Origin of the sequence: Aeromonas sp. MR19 (genome assembly GCF_963899305.1) — a bacterium.
GTDB classification, from domain to species: domain Bacteria; phylum Pseudomonadota; class Gammaproteobacteria; order Enterobacterales; family Aeromonadaceae; genus Aeromonas; species Aeromonas bestiarum.
Genome location: NZ_CAWQWZ010000002.1, coordinates 82,288 through 95,488 on the forward strand (window position 1 = coordinate 82,288; position 13,201 = coordinate 95,488).

14 protein-coding genes are annotated in these 13,201 nt (G+C 61.9%); 3 read left to right on the plus strand and 11 right to left on the minus strand.

Annotation, left to right across the window (positions count from 1 at the left end):
* Nucleotides 1–66: 66 nt before the first annotated feature.
* From fliG to AACQ95_RS01355, 9 genes are all read right to left on the minus strand, one after another.
* Complete coding sequence (gene fliG / locus AACQ95_RS01315; RefSeq protein WP_098984612.1) at nucleotides 67–1,128, minus strand: flagellar motor switch protein FliG; 1,062 nt, start codon at nucleotides 1,126–1,128, stop codon at nucleotides 67–69.
* Nucleotides 1,121–2,833: a flagellar basal-body MS-ring/collar protein FliF gene (fliF, locus tag AACQ95_RS01320; protein WP_241280335.1), complete on the minus strand. Its 1,713-nt coding sequence runs from the start codon at nucleotides 2,831–2,833 to the stop codon at nucleotides 1,121–1,123. The genes fliG and fliF overlap by 8 nt, the downstream gene beginning before the upstream one ends.
* 58 nt (nucleotides 2,834–2,891) lie before the next feature.
* Complete coding sequence (fliE, locus tag AACQ95_RS01325; RefSeq protein WP_043134682.1) at nucleotides 2,892–3,209, minus strand: flagellar hook-basal body complex protein FliE; 318 nt, start codon at nucleotides 3,207–3,209, stop codon at nucleotides 2,892–2,894.
* A gap of 190 nt (nucleotides 3,210–3,399) precedes the next feature.
* Nucleotides 3,400–4,179, minus strand: a complete 780-nt coding sequence (gene befA / locus AACQ95_RS01330; protein WP_103471261.1) for a beta cell expansion factor BefA — start codon at nucleotides 4,177–4,179, stop codon at nucleotides 3,400–3,402.
* Nucleotides 4,180–4,356: 177 nt separating this feature from the next.
* Nucleotides 4,357–4,785: a glutaredoxin-dependent arsenate reductase gene (arsC, locus tag AACQ95_RS01335; RefSeq protein WP_241280337.1), complete on the minus strand. Its 429-nt coding sequence runs from the start codon at nucleotides 4,783–4,785 to the stop codon at nucleotides 4,357–4,359.
* 49 nt (nucleotides 4,786–4,834) lie between these two features.
* Complete coding sequence (gene arsB / locus AACQ95_RS01340; protein WP_043134678.1) at nucleotides 4,835–5,899, minus strand: ACR3 family arsenite efflux transporter; 1,065 nt, start codon at nucleotides 5,897–5,899, stop codon at nucleotides 4,835–4,837.
* A 121-nt stretch (nucleotides 5,900–6,020) separates the two neighbouring features.
* On the minus strand, nucleotides 6,021–7,787 hold the full coding sequence (arsA, locus tag AACQ95_RS01345; protein WP_241280339.1) for an arsenical pump-driving ATPase: 1,767 nt from the start codon (nucleotides 7,785–7,787) through the stop codon (nucleotides 6,021–6,023).
* Nucleotides 7,788–7,847: 60 nt separating this feature from the next.
* On the minus strand, nucleotides 7,848–8,216 hold the full coding sequence (arsD, locus tag AACQ95_RS01350; protein WP_103471264.1) for an arsenite efflux transporter metallochaperone ArsD: 369 nt from the start codon (nucleotides 8,214–8,216) through the stop codon (nucleotides 7,848–7,850).
* Nucleotides 8,217–8,220: 4 nt separating this feature from the next.
* Nucleotides 8,221–8,589: an ArsR/SmtB family transcription factor gene (locus AACQ95_RS01355; RefSeq protein ID WP_043555962.1), complete on the minus strand. Its 369-nt coding sequence runs from the start codon at nucleotides 8,587–8,589 to the stop codon at nucleotides 8,221–8,223.
* Nucleotides 8,590–8,847: 258 nt separating this feature from the next.
* Between AACQ95_RS01355 and AACQ95_RS01360 the strand changes: the two genes are divergently transcribed.
* Together AACQ95_RS01360 and AACQ95_RS01365 are read left to right on the plus strand one after the other, a co-directional pair.
* Nucleotides 8,848–9,156: a DUF134 domain-containing protein gene (locus AACQ95_RS01360; protein ID WP_043134674.1), complete on the plus strand. Its 309-nt coding sequence runs from the start codon at nucleotides 8,848–8,850 to the stop codon at nucleotides 9,154–9,156.
* Nucleotides 9,153–9,680, plus strand: a complete 528-nt coding sequence (locus AACQ95_RS01365) for a NifB/NifX family molybdenum-iron cluster-binding protein (RefSeq protein ID WP_241280340.1) — start codon at nucleotides 9,153–9,155, stop codon at nucleotides 9,678–9,680. The genes AACQ95_RS01360 and AACQ95_RS01365 overlap by 4 nt, the downstream gene beginning before the upstream one ends.
* Nucleotides 9,681–9,773: 93 nt before the next feature.
* On the opposite strand, the gene AACQ95_RS01370 is transcribed toward AACQ95_RS01365, so the two are convergent.
* Nucleotides 9,774–10,865, minus strand: a complete 1,092-nt coding sequence (locus AACQ95_RS01370) for an HD-GYP domain-containing protein (RefSeq protein ID WP_241280342.1) — start codon at nucleotides 10,863–10,865, stop codon at nucleotides 9,774–9,776.
* Between the two features lie 280 nt (nucleotides 10,866–11,145).
* Between AACQ95_RS01370 and rimO the strand changes: the two genes are divergently transcribed.
* Complete coding sequence (rimO, locus tag AACQ95_RS01375; RefSeq protein WP_241280344.1) at nucleotides 11,146–12,474, plus strand: 30S ribosomal protein S12 methylthiotransferase RimO; 1,329 nt, start codon at nucleotides 11,146–11,148, stop codon at nucleotides 12,472–12,474.
* Between the two features lie 159 nt (nucleotides 12,475–12,633).
* On the opposite strand, the gene AACQ95_RS01380 is transcribed toward rimO, so the two are convergent.
* On the minus strand, nucleotides 12,634–13,101 hold the full coding sequence (locus tag AACQ95_RS01380; protein WP_241280346.1) for a GNAT family N-acetyltransferase: 468 nt from the start codon (nucleotides 13,099–13,101) through the stop codon (nucleotides 12,634–12,636).
* Nucleotides 13,102–13,201: the final 100 nt, after the last annotated feature.

Below are 13,201 nucleotides of genomic sequence, written 5' to 3' on the forward strand. Positions count from 1 at the left end.
TTTAGAGGCGCTCCTCGCCACCGCCAGCTGCGGCCCGGCGAAACGGTAGAATTGATGGTCCATGGTTTAGAGGAACTCCTCGCCGCCACCGGCACCCAGCATGATCTCGCCGGCATCCGCCAGACGGCGGGCGATGGAGAGGATCTCTTTCTGGGCCGCTTCCACTTCGGAGACCCGGATCGGCCCCATGGCCTCCAGATCGTCCGCCAGCATCTCGGCGGCCCGCTTGGACATGTTCTTGAATACCTTCTCGCGCATCTGATCGTCCGAGCCCTTGAGGGCCCGTTGCAGCAGATCCCCCGGCACTTCCCGCAGCATGGTCTGGATGCCGCGATCGTCCACATCGATGAGGTTTTCGAACACGAACATCAAGTCCTGGATCTGCTGGCTCATCTCTTCGTCCGACTCGCGGATGGAGTCCATCAGCTGGCCTTCTATGTTGGTATCCAGGTAGTTCATGATGTTGGCCGCCGCCTTCAGGCCGCCCATCTTGGCTGCCTGGGCACCCGCCGCACCGGCGAACTGTTTTTCCATGATGTCGTTCAACTCTTGCAACGCCGCCGGTTGCACCTCTTCCAGGTTGGCGATCCGCATCACCAGATCCAGGCGCACCTGCTCCGGGAACTGGCTCAGGATCTCGGCGGACTGCTCCGGCTCCAGATAGGAGAGCACTATGGTCTGGATCTGCGGGTGTTCGTTCTGGATGATGCTGGCCACCTGGCGGGCATCCATCCACTTGAGGGAATCGAGACCACGGGCACCGGAACCCAGGATGATCTGATCCACCAGGTTGCTGGCCTTGTCTTCACCAAGGGCGGCCACCAGCGCCTTGCGCACAAAGTCTTCGCTGCCGATACCGATGTTGGTGTACTTCTGGATATCGTCGATGAATTGACGGTGCACCGCCGCCACCCGGTCGTGACTGAAATCCGACATGGAGGCCATGGACATGCCGAGCCGCTGCACCTGCTTGGGCTCGAGGTGACGGAAGATCTGGGCGGCATCCTCTTCGTTGAGGCTCAGCATCAGCACAGCCGCCATCTCCATCCCGCTCATCTGGTCCAGGATCTGGCGCTGGCTGTCGGTAATGTCATTGCCGGTGACTTGGGTCTTACTTTCTTCAGGCATCTTTGTTCGTTACCCATTCTTTAATGACCTGTGCGGCCAGATCCGGTTCGTTCGCCACCAGCGCACGCACCGCCTTGAGCAAATCCTCGTCACGGTGCAGATCCGGCAGTTTCAGATGGCCGTCACGTACCCCGAACACAGGCTCGGAATCGGCCTGAGCCGCCAGCAGACTGAGCTCGTCATCCCCACCCAGCACTATGCTGTTGTCCATATCCAGATCCCCTTCCGGACGTGCATCCGGGTAGAGCAGGCGTTTGAGCATGGGGCGCACCACTGTCACGATCAACACTATGATGACCAGCACCGAGGCGGCGATGCGCACCGCGCGCCAGAACCAGGGCTGCTCGTAGATGGGCGCTTCGGCCACGTTCTCAAGCTCTGGCCGGTTGAACGGGATGGCGACCACTTCCAGAGTATCACCGCGGGTCACGTCAAAGCCAAGCCCGCCGCTCAGCAAACGGCGCAGGGTATCGAGCTCTGGCTGGGTGCGCGCCTCGCGGGTCACCTTGCCGTCGGCGGCGGTGATTGATTTGTAATCCACCGCGACCGAGACCGTCATGCGGCGAATGCCGCCCATCTGGCGCCGGATATGGCTGACTGTGGTATCCAGTTCGAAGTTGCGGGTCGCCTCCTTGCGGGAGCGGCCGGAGGCAGCGGCGCTGGCCTCGGCATTGGGGCCGGTCGCCTGCTGGGGAATATTGGAGGCTGCTGGCGGCTGGTTGGAGAGGGCGCCGGGTACGCCGCCGCTGCTGCCATTGGCGCTGTTCTCTTCCAGGGTCATCTCGGAGCGCACGGCCGGCAAGTCCGGGTTGTAGGTCTTGCGGGTCTGTTCCTGCTGGGAGAAGTCGAGGGAGAGATCGACCTCCGCCGTATAATTGTCGGCGCCGAGCACGGGGATCAGGATGGCGTCAATTTTTTGTTTGTACTCCACCTCCTGCTTCTGCTGCATCGCAAACTCCTTGCGAGTCTGGGCAGAGACGGGATCCTGGGAACCCGAGTTGAGCAGGCGGCCGTTCTGATCGGTCACAGTGACGCGGGTCGGCTCCAGGCCGTGCACGGCGGAGGCGACCATGTCGACGATGGAGTCCACTTCCCCCTGGCCGAGGGCGTTGCCCTTGAGGTTCAACACCACGGTCGCACTGGGCTTGCGCTCGTTGCGGGCAAACACGTTGTCTTTCGGAATGGCCAGCAGCACCTGGGCCTTGGCCACATTCTGGAACTGCTCGATGGCACTCGCCAGCTGACGCTCGCGGCTCAGCTTGAGGCGCTCCGTCTCCATGCGCTGACTGACGCCGAAGCTGGAATCCTTGAGCAGGATGGACTCGCCATCGTTGCTGGCATCGGTATTGGTGGCGAGACCGGCGCGGGTCAGGCGCAGGCGGATATCGGCATATTTTTCGGCGCTGACCAGCACGCTCTTGCCATCCACCTCATAGGGGATCTTCTGCTGATCCAGATAATCGAGGGTCGACACCAGCTCCTGGGTATTGTAGGTGCCAAGGGGCCGCATGTCCGGCTCCTTGCCCCACAGCAGGATGAAAACAGCGATCGCCAGACAGATGGCCAGCCCCAGGATCAGGGTGATTTGCCGCAACACATCCGTGTTGGACAGGAAGCCGAGTGCGGAGCTCTTCTGCTCATTCTCATCGAGGGCGGCGGAGCCCTCATCGTTCATCAGCAGTTCGCCGTTTTGGTCAGTAGCCACGATTTATGTCCTTATTGCTGACATGTTCATGATGCTCAGTCACCACGATTTACGATCCTTATACCGGCATGTTCATGATGGTCTTGTAGGCATCGACCATCTTGTTACGCACCTGCACAGTCGCCTCGAAGGCGATGGAAGATTTCTGGCCGGCGATCATCACCTCGGACAGGTCGATAGACTTGTCACCCATGTCGAAGCGAGTACGCAGATCGTTGGCGGCCCCTTGCAACTCGTTGACGTTGCCTAGGGCCTGCTGCAGCAACTGACCAAAGTCGGACGTGACCTGACGACCGGGCTGAGCCAGCGGTGTCGCCCCGGATTCCACCTTGAGTGCCTGCATCTCTTGCATCAGGCTGCTTGCACTAATTTCCATATTTCATCCCCAGACAAATCATTGACGCTGACAGCGAATAAGCAATTAGAGTGCCAATGCGCTCGAGGCGGGTGATGAGGGGCATGAAACGAACGCCAGACAGCCGGTGTGAGGGCAAGATTTCAGCAAGGCGGAGCACAACAAACATGGCCCGCATAATGCGGGCCATGTTCGGGGGATGAGCGGCATCCTACTTTTTGGTCAGATCCTCGTCCACCCAGTATTTGGATCCCGAGATGTTGGCATCGAGCAGCAAGCCCTTCTCGCCGATCTGGTAGATGGCCATGCCGCCGTTGTATTTGGCTCTGAGCTCGGCGCTCTCCTTGCCCGCCACGGCTCCCACCTCCGAGGTGGCCTCCCAGCCCTGGGTCACGAAGGCGTCGAACCTGGCCTTGTCTTCAAACAGGATCACCTGCTGGTAGAACTTGCCGCCGAGCCCGGCCGCGAGCCCGGCGCCGAACATCTTCATGTAGGTGTGCTTGCCGCTGGTGCGATTGACCGCCACCCCGGCGCCCTGATTGGTGTGCAGCATCAGGGAAAACTTGCGCGAGTCGAACACCGCATAGCCATAAGCCTTGTCAAACAACAACTTGGCGGAAGGTTGCTGGTTGAACAGTCGCACCAGCGCGGTATCGGCCATGGTATCGAGGGCGAGTCGCGCCTCCTCGGCCGTCTTGGGCTCGAGCATCTCGTCGAGTTTCTTGTCGGCCACCACCAGCCACTCCTTGCCGGTCGCCATGCTCTTGTCGGTCCAGACCCCGGCGGTGTTGAACGCCTCCGAGCCCCACTGTGAGACGGACGCCCAGGTCGCCTTGGAGAAGTCGGTGACGCTCCGCCACGCCTCCTTGCTGGTGTCACTCACAGCAGTCCCCAGGTCGGTCGCGGCCGCCTTCAGCTTCGCCCAATCGGCCAGGCCGGGGGTCGACGCCAGTGCCAGCGTCGTTGCAATCACCAGGAATCGAATCTTCATGCTGTTCTCCACCTTCTGTGATGAGTCGATGGTCACAGTAGCAGATTTGGACGACGCCGGATCGGGCTATGCTCACGGCGCGGTCAAGCAATGACGCAGCCCCTGGCCGCCATCGACACCCGAGCGCCTGTGCACGAGGGCGCCTGGCGCCCTCGTGATCATTGCTCATGTCTGCGCTTATGACTTGAGGCGCTTGCCGCTCGCATCCACCACCTGCTCGCCATCCTCCTTGGCGAAGGCCCCTTTTTGCTGATCGGGCAGAATATCAAGCACCAGCTCAGACGGGCGGCACAGCCTGGTGCCAAGGGGCGTGACGACTATGGGGCGGTTGATAAGGATCGGATGGGCCAGCATGGCATCGATAAGCGCCTCATCGCTGAAGCTATCTTCCGCCAGCCCGAGCGCCTCGTAGGGGGGCACGTTCTTGCGCAGCAGCTCGCGTGCCGGCATCCCCATGGCGGCGATCAGCGCCACCAGCTGGTCGCGGGAAGGCGGCGTCTCCAGATAGTGGATGACGGTGGGCTCGACGCCGCTGTTGCGAATAAGCGCCAGGGTGTTGCGGGAGGTACCACATTCCGGGTTGTGATAGATGGTGATTGCACTCATTTGCGTGTCTCTCATGGCTTAAGTGAATAAAAACATTGGATAAAAAGGGTTAGCGGCGCAGGCCCGCCTCGTACCAGGGTTTGCTGGCGTTGACCACTCGCACCACCAGCAGCATGACAGGCACCTCGATCAGCACACCGACGACAGTAGCCAGCGCCGCGCCGGAGTGAAAGCCGAACAGGCTGATGGCGGCGGCCACCGCCAGCTCGAAGAAATTCGATGCCCCTATCAGCGCAGAGGGGCCTGCCACCGAGTGCTTCTCCCCCACCTTGCGGTTGAGCCAGTAGGCGAGTCCCGAGTTGAACAGCACCTGGATCAGGATCGGCACCGCCAGCAGGGCGATGACCAGCGGCTGCTCCATGATGGCGTTGCCCTGAAAGGCGAACAACAGCACCAGGGTGAGCAACAGGGCCGCCACCGACCAGGGCTGAATGCGGGCCATGACACCATCGAAACTGGCCTGCCCCTTTTTCAGCAGCGCCTTGCGCAGCAACTGGGCGATGACCACAGGGATGACGATATAGAGCACCACAGAGGTGAGCAGGGTATCCCAGGGCACCACTATGCTGGAGACCCCGAGCAGCAGCGCCACCAGCGGGGCGAAGGCAAACACCATGATGAGGTCGTTCACCGCCACCTGCGACAGGGTGAAGTAGGGATCGCCGTTGGTGAGGCGACTCCAGACAAACACCATGGCGGTGCAGGGCGCCGCCGCCAGCAGGATCAGCCCAGCCACGTAGCTGTCGAGTTGATCCGCCGGCAGCCAGTCGGCAAACAGCACGCGGATGAAGAGCCAGCCGAGAAAGGCCATGGAGAAGGGCTTGACCAGCCAGTTGATGAAGAGGGTGACGCCTATCCCCTTCATATGGCCCTTCACCTGATGCAGGGCCCCAAAGTCGATCTTGAGCAGCATGGGGATGATCATCACCCAGATGAGCAGCCCCACCGGCAGGTTGACCTTGGCCACCTCCATGGCGCCGATCGCCTTGAACAGATCCGGCAATCCCTGCCCCAGACCAATGCCCACCAGAATGCAGAGCAGCACCCAGGCGGTGAGATAACGTTCAAAAAAGCCGATGGCAGGGGCTGCCTTGGCATCACAGATTGCAGACATAAAAGCTCCCGATGCGGCACAATCCCGCATCTTTTATTTGTTCAAAAAAGGTTCAAAAAAAGGGTTCATGACAAGTTGACGGCATATTCAAGCCGCCCCGGCAACACACCGGGGCAGCGATTCAATGGTGCTGACAGAGGCGGCGCAGGGCGTCCGGCCCCACCGGCTCTTCGGCCAGCAGCGGTACCACGGCGTAGCGGCTGGCGTGCAGCTGTTCGACCGCCTCGATATGGGGCAACTGGCGCTCGGCCCGCAGTTGCAGCAAAGGCGAGCTGACCGCCTCCTGCTGCAAACTGTGGTTGATGAGCCAGCCCCAGGGCTCGATACCGGCGCGGCGCAAGTCGGCCTGCAGGTTGGCCGCCTCCTGCACCGGCGTGGGCTCGGGCAGGGTGACGATCAGCACCTTGGTCTGTTTGGGGTCCTGCAACTGCATCATGGGGGTGGTGAAGTGCAGCCCCTTGCTGCCCATCTGGCGAGCGATCTCTCTGTGATAGGCGCCGGTGGCATCGAGCAGCAGCAGGGTGTGGCCCGTGGGGGCGGTATCCATCACCACGAAGCGCTTGCCCGCCTCGCGAATGATGCGCGAGAAGGCCTGAAACACGGCGATCTCCTCGGTACAGGGGGAGCGCAGATCCTCCTCCAGCAGCGCCCTCCCCTGCTCGTCCAGCGCAGCCCCCTTGGTGGCCAGTACCTGGGCACGGTAACGTTCGGTCTCGGCGTGGGGGTCGATGCGGCTCACCTCGAGATGGGGCAGGCTGCCTGCCAGCGTCTCGCTCAGGTGAGCGGCAGGATCCGAGGTGGTGAGGTGCACCGGCAGGCCGCGGCTTGCCAGCTCCACCGCTACGGCGGCCGCCAAGGTGGTCTTGCCCACTCCACCCTTGCCCATCAGCATGATGAGGCCGTGGCCATCGGCGGCCAGCTCGTCCACCAGCGTCCCCAGATCGGGTTGGGTCACACTGTCGTGGGGCTGGGCAACGGAGACGTCGCTCCCTTTGGATGCACAGGGTTGCAGCAACTGACGCAGACTCTCAACCCCCACCAGATTGGTGGCAAGCAGCGGGATCGGATCCTGCGCCAGGGCCCTGAGGGCCAGCGGCATGGTAGAAAGGGCCTGCTGCTCACGCTGCCAGAGGGCCTGGGCCAGAGCATCACCGGCGATGGCGCCCTCAGGGAAGAGGCCATTGATGACAAGCTGCTGATTCATGAGCCCGATGGCGGCCAGCTCCTCGTGGGTGCGGGCCACTTCCCGCAGGGTAGAACTTTGGGCGCGAGCCACCAGCACCAGCCGGGTGTGGGCTGCATCAGCCAACGCGGCGACGGCGTCGGCATACTGGCTGCGCTGTTTTTCCAGCCCCGCCAGCGGGCCAAGGCAGGAGGCATCCCCCTTGCCCTGCTCCAGAAATTCGCTCCAGGCCCCCGGCAGTTGCAGCAGGCGTATGGTGTGGCCTGTGGGCGCCGTATCGAACACTATATGGTCATACTCGGCCAGCAGCGCCTGATCGGTCAGCAGGGCGGTGAACTCGTCAAAGGCGGCAATCTCTGTGGTGCAGGCGCCGGAGAGCTGCTCCTCTATGCTGCGCACCACGCTCTCGGGCAACTTGCCGCGCACAGGCCCGACGATCCGCTCCCGATAGGCCCTGGCCGCCGCGGGGGGGTCTATCTCCAGCGCCGACAACCCCGGCACAGCCGCGATGGCGGTGATGTGATTGCCGATGGTGGAGGCAAACACCTGCCCCACGTTGGAGGCGGGATCCGTGCTCACCAGCAGCACCCGCTTGCCGGCATCGCACAGTGCCACGGCACTGGCGCAGGCCAGCGAGGTCTTGCCCACCCCGCCCTTGCCGGTGAAGAAGAGAAAGGGGGGCGGATCGGTCAGAAACTGAAACATGACGAACTCCTGTCGACAGAGTGGCGAGCCCGGCTGGGCAATCTGGGTTGACTCAGGGGATCAGCAGCAACCGCTGCCGGAGCAGCAATCACCCTTGACGATCCCCTTGATGGCCGCTTGCGGCGCGGGCAGACCCGCATAGCGGGCCAGCTCGCTGCGGCTCGGATAGCGGCCGGTCAGCACCACCTGCCCCTCCACCAGCACCAGCGGCAGCCCCTCCTCCCCAGCATGGGTCAGAAAGGCGCTGACGGCCGGTGTCTCGGCAAACTGCATCGGCTGCTGCGCCAGATTGAAGCGCTCGATGGCAACCCCCTGCTCCTTGGCCCAGGCAAGGTCGGCGGCAAAGGTGACCAGCGCCTGCTCGACCTGGGTACCGCAGACACCGCTGGAGCAGCAGAGAGCGGGATCAAAAATCTGAATGGCTGACATGGCATTACTCCTTGTTGCAGCAGGGCTGCGTGGGCAGAACATGGGGAGAGCAGGCGGACTCGGCGCGCATCATGCCGCACGCCTCTGGGTGGCCGGCGCAGCACTCCTCGGTGAGATAACCGATCAGGTCCAGCATCAGGGGAATGTTGGCGCGGTAGCGCAGAAAACGCCCCTCCTGCGCCACCGACAGCAGGCCGGCATTGAGCATGGCCTTGAGGTGAAACGACAGGGTATTGGGGGCGACATCGAGCTCGCTGGCCAGTTCGCCGGCGACCCGCCCATCCAGCCCCGCCTTCACCAGCAGCCGCCACACATCCAGCCGAATGCCGGAGGCGAGCGATTCAAACACCTTGGTGGCCGTCTCTTTATTCATGCTGTTCACCTTTGTTCTCAGACTCATGATTTCAACTATACAAGAACTATTGAAATGATCAAGTCGCAAGCAAGGATCCACGATGAGTCACCCCTTGCCAACCGGCATCGCCAAGCCTCATCACATCAGGGCAATTCGCTGGCGCCGCTCGTGCTACGCGTTCGGATCAGCCGATCATGTACCCGAATCACATCTTCCCTTAACTGGCATATGCCAATTACCATGGAGATATATGGCATATGCCAATCAGGAGCCCCCATGCCCAGACCCAAGATTGCCCGCCAGATCTGTGGCCGCCCCGCCAACAGCTGCTTCAAACCCAATGGCCGCCCCATGCACCAGCTGGAGCAGATCACCCTGGCCGCCGACGAGTTCGAGGCGCTGCGGCTGGTGGATCTGGAAGGCATGCAGCAGCAACAGGCCGCCCTGGTGATGGGCGTCTCCCGTCAGACCCTGGCCAACATACTGAAAAAAGGGCGCTACAAGGTGGTGGACTGCCTGAGCCAGGGCAAGGCCCTGATGATGCAGGCCGGCGACCCCGACCCCCATGGAGAAGAATTTCAATGAATCAAGCAGATAACCAGGCAAGCAACAGCGCCGTCATGCTGAGCCAGGGCCGGCTTGCCGCTCATTTTACCCGCGCCGAACAGCTGCAAATCATGAGCCCGGAGGGCGCCGTGCTCGCCACCCTGCCCAACCCGGCGGCTGGCGAGGGCTGCAGCGGCAAGCAGGCGCTGCTGGCGGCGCTCAAGGCCCATAGGGTTAGCCGGGTGCTGGTGCGCAACCTAGGTGAACGCATGCTGGGACGCCTGCTCGCCAGCGGCCTGCAAGTGATGCAGTGTCGCTCAGCGCGCTTGCCATGGCCGCAACTGCTGGCATCGAGCAACCTGCTGCCACTGACCCAGATCAGTCAGGGCCGCCCATCCCGGCGCCATGCCCGCGCATCCACCATTCACGCCATCAACCCCCTCGGCCACGCCGATGCAGACGAGCCTGGCCACCATGCTTGTCAGGGGGGCTGCTGCCACGGCGAAGGGAAATCCGGGTGTCACCAGGGCAAGGAGGAAGGCGCACGCCACGCCTGCTGCTAGTCCCTGCCCAGACAGGCGAAGAGTGCCGTGACCGGCTTGGCATGCGGATCGGGCGGGAGGCCAGGCGTGAGCAAGGGAGTGCGCGAAGCAGCCCTAGCGGGTGGCGAGATCCCGATACTGCAGATGGATGGCGTGAAACGCCTCCTTGTTGCGAAGCGCGGCCTCCACGCAGACGGGATCAAACTGGCTGCCGGCATGCTCCTCCAGATAGGCAAACGCCCTGTCAAACGGCCAGGCCTGCTTGTAGGGGCGCTCGCTGGTGAGGGCATCGAACACATCCGCCACCGCAACGATGCGAGCCTCCAGCGCTATGGCCTCCCCCGCCAGCCCCTCCGGGTAACCTTGACCGTCGAAGCGTTCATGGTGGTAGGCGATGATGTTCTTCAACATGTCGGTGTGATGGATGCCGTCGAGGCCAAATTCACTGATCATCAGCGCAATCATCTCCCGCCCCTTGCCGGGGTGGATCTTCATGATCTCGAACTCTTCCGGCGTCAGCTTGCCCGGTTTGAGCAAGATGGCGTCCGGCACCGCAATCTTGCCGATGTCGTGCAGCTCGGAGAAGAGGTAGATAAACTCCACCTCCTCGTCGCTCAGCGCATGGCGCGTCGCCACTGAGCTGGCGATCAGCCGGGAGTAAGCCGACATGCGGCGCAGATGGTTGGCTGTCTCCTCATCCCGGTAACGGCTGAACTCCCGCGCCGTGGTGAGGGCGCCACTCAGGGTCTGAATGGAGAAAAATTCCACCGCTATGATGGCCGCCAGCATCTGGGCATAGGCTGCCAATTCGCTGCGAATGGGCTCATTGAAGTAGCCGGGCTCCATCGCATCGCAAAACAGAAAGCCAAACAGCCTGCTGTTGAACAGCAGCGGCTCGGTATAGCTGGAGGCATATCCCGCTTCCAGCAGTTTGCGGCTGTGCTCCGAGCTCGACCCCAGCAGGGAGTCAAGGCTGTCGAGCACGCGGGGCTGTTTATGTTCGGCCAGATAGCGCAGGGAGGGCACCTCGCTCAGCTTGACCTCGTACTGCACCAGGGGGGATTGCCCCTCAGTGCTGTGGGCAAAGGTCTGGAGCCGATCCGTGTGCTGGTCATAGATAGCGATGGCCACCCGGCTCAACTTGTCAAAGCGCTGCCTGAGCGTGGCGTGCACATTCTGCATTTTCTCGCCAAATGAGCTATCCATCCCCTTCTCCCTACTGGTGTGTCTGCAGCTAGTATAGTGACGCCCATTTGCGGGTTTCCGTCTCGTTAACTGAAAGCTCAACAAGATGTGAGCGGGTCGACGGTTCAGCCTGCCCCTGGGAGATACCCCCAAAGGGGCGATGTGACTGGGGTCACACCCGCACAATCTTGCCCCGCCAGAGATATTGTTCGGTTCTGCCATGCTGGCTGTATAGTTTTTGGTTAGCCATTCCGGTAAAATCCGCGCCCTTATAAGAGAGCCACCTAAGAGTGATTGAGCGATGTCCAACACAAAACAGGCCCCCAAAGTAGGATTCGTCTCCTTGGGTTGCCCCAAAAATCTGGTCGATTCTGAGCGCATCCTGACCCAGCTGCGTACCGAAGGGTACGATGTGGTGCCCAGCTATGACGATGCGGAGCTGGTGGTGGTCAACACCTGCGGCTTCATCGACAGCGCGGTACAGGAATCCCTGGAAGCGATCGGCGAAGCCCTGGCCGAGAACGGCAAGGTGATAGTCACCGGCTGCCTTGGCGCCAAAGAGAACCAGATCCGCGAGATCCACCCCAAGGTGCTCGAGATCACAGGCCCCCACGCCTATGAAGAGGTGCTGGGTCACGTCCACAAATACGTGGCCAAGCCGACCCACAACCCCTTCACCAGCCTGGTGCCGGCCCACGGCGTCAAGCTGACCCCGCGCCACTACGCCTATCTCAAGATCTCCGAAGGCTGCAACCACCGCTGCACCTTCTGCATCATCCCCTCCATGCGCGGGGATCTGGTGAGCCGCCCCATAGGTGAAGTGCTGGCCGAAGCCAAGCGCCTGAAAGAGGCCGGCGTCAAAGAGATACTGGTCATCTCCCAGGACACCTCCGCCTACGGCGTGGACGTCAAGCACCGCACCGGTTTCTATGACGGCATGCCGGTCAAGACCAGCATGGTGGCCCTGTGCGAAGAGCTGGCCAAGCTCGACATCTGGGTGCGCCTGCACTACGTCTACCCCTACCCGCACGTGGATGACATCATACCGCTGATGCGCGATGGCAAGGTGCTGCCCTACCTCGACATACCGCTGCAACACGCCAGCCCGCGCATTCTGAAACTGATGAAGCGCCCCGGTACCGTCGAACGCACCCTGGAGCGTATCCTGAAGTGGCGCGAGATCTGCCCCGAGATCACCCTGCGCTCCACCTTCATCGTCGGCTTCCCCGGCGAGACCGAAGAAGAGTTCCAGATGCTGCTGGACTTCATCGACAAGGCGGAGCTGGACCGTGTCGGCTGCTTCAAATACAGCCCGGTCGAGGGTGCCAAGGCCAACGAACTGCCGGATCCTGTGCCGGAAGACATTCAGGAAGAGCGCTTCCAGCGCTTCATGGAGCTGCAACAGCAGGTCTCCATCCGCAAGCTGGCCCGCAAGGTCGGCAAGGAGATGACTGTGCTGATCGATGAGGTGGACGAAGAAGGCGCCACCGGTCGCTCCTTCGCCGATGCCCCCGAGATCGACGGCCTGGTCTATTTGAACGGTGAGACTGGCCTCAAGCCCGGCGATCTGGTCAAGGTACGCATCGATGAAGCGGACGAATACGACCTCTGGGCCAGCCTGATAGGCTAAGTCCGCAGTCCATGACGGCGCCTGCCCGGCAGGCGCCCAAAAAAGCCAGTCAGTGACCCTGACTGGCTTTTTTATTGATCGCACAAGATGGTTATGCGCACTGAAGCGGGGCGCACGCTGCTGCGCCTAGCGTCACCGGGTCAGCGCTTCTGACGAGGGCTAGAGGCCGGTATCCGCCACCATCACCAGGACATGAAGGCCTTTATAATGGACCTCCTCAAGGGCCTTGAAACCATGGCGGCAATAAACGCCACCGGTCAGGTTCTCGGTTTGCAAGTACAGCTTGCTGATCCCCGCACTGCGAGCGCGGCTGAGGATCTCTGTTACCAGCAAGGAGGCGACCCCCTGCCCGCGCGCTTTTTCAACCACATATACCCCACCCAACCAATGTTCGTACTCGGGAAACATCGCCATTTCGCGGATCTTGAGCTCGGCAGCCCCCACCCATTCACCGGCCAGGCGGGCCAGTACCATCAGCGGAGCCCGGTCGACCTGGGTGGCCGCCGTGACCTTGGCCAGTACCTGCTCTTGAGTGCAGCGACCACTGTCGCGGCACCATTCGTCAAAATACCATGAGGCAACCACGCCTGCGGCAGAGGGCGCATCCGCCAGTAACAACAACTCCATAAAGCCTCTTTTGCGTATGACCCCTGACCGGCTGGGGAAAGATGAACACGGCAAGGCGAAACCCAGGGTCGCGCCAGCGGACGGCGGCCTCGGCGGCAGC